Source organism: Psychroflexus sp. MES1-P1E, assembly GCF_002836055.1.
GTDB lineage: Bacteria > Bacteroidota > Bacteroidia > Flavobacteriales > Flavobacteriaceae > Psychroflexus.
Genome location: NZ_PJBS01000021.1, coordinates 1 through 705, shown reverse-complemented (window position 1 = coordinate 705; position 705 = coordinate 1). Strand labels below are relative to the sequence as shown.

Genomic DNA, 705 nt, shown 5'->3' with positions numbered 1-705 from the left:
GCTACCTGATAAGCTGTATTTGCATCCATACCTAATTGCGAAATTAGGTAGATACAAAACCCTTTAAAAGAGGAAAGTCACGCTTACTTACGTTTACTTACTGATACTTTTGGATAAAGTTGTTTTCTTCTGTTTAGTTGACTTTACTTCCTTTTTACATCAGTAATTAAGTCAGCTTAATTTCTATTTAAATAAATGCGAATAATCTTCTGGTAATTCAGCATCGATATCTCTTAGATATTTTTCCAGAGCTGTCATGGTTGAATGACCTGTAATCAGCATGAGTTTACTTTTGGTTTCGTTTGGTGAACTTTGCTCTCTCAGCTTCCTGTATAATTTGGTGATAAAAGTATGTCTAAAGCTATACAAGCCAAACTCCTCTCCTAGCCCGAAATGATCTTTGACCTCTTTAAAGCGTTTAGAAAATTCGGTTCTCCTGTTGGTTTCCACTGCGTTCCATTCTTCCCCAATACCAAAGCGTCCAAACAATAAAGCATCGGGAGACATTTTGGAAAGATCTGGAATATCCTTGATAAGAATATCAGGGATAATTTTGATTTTTACGGGTTGATTTTTAGCCTTGACATAAAGCTTCTTATCTTTAAAATCAACGTCTCTTATTTTTAGTCTACAGACTTCAATAGGTCTAAGGAAATTCAAACTGATAAACTTGATAAACAGATGTAAGGTAGGGTCGTGTTTCTC

Annotated in this window: 1 protein-coding gene; it reads right to left on the bottom strand. The window is 35.0% G+C overall.

Features of this window, described 5'->3' with window-relative positions; genetic code table 11:
• Positions 1-183 precede the first annotated feature (183 nt).
• The coding region (locus tag CXF67_RS00155) for a site-specific integrase (protein WP_145990320.1) at positions 184-705 on the bottom strand (522 nt) is incomplete at its 5' end.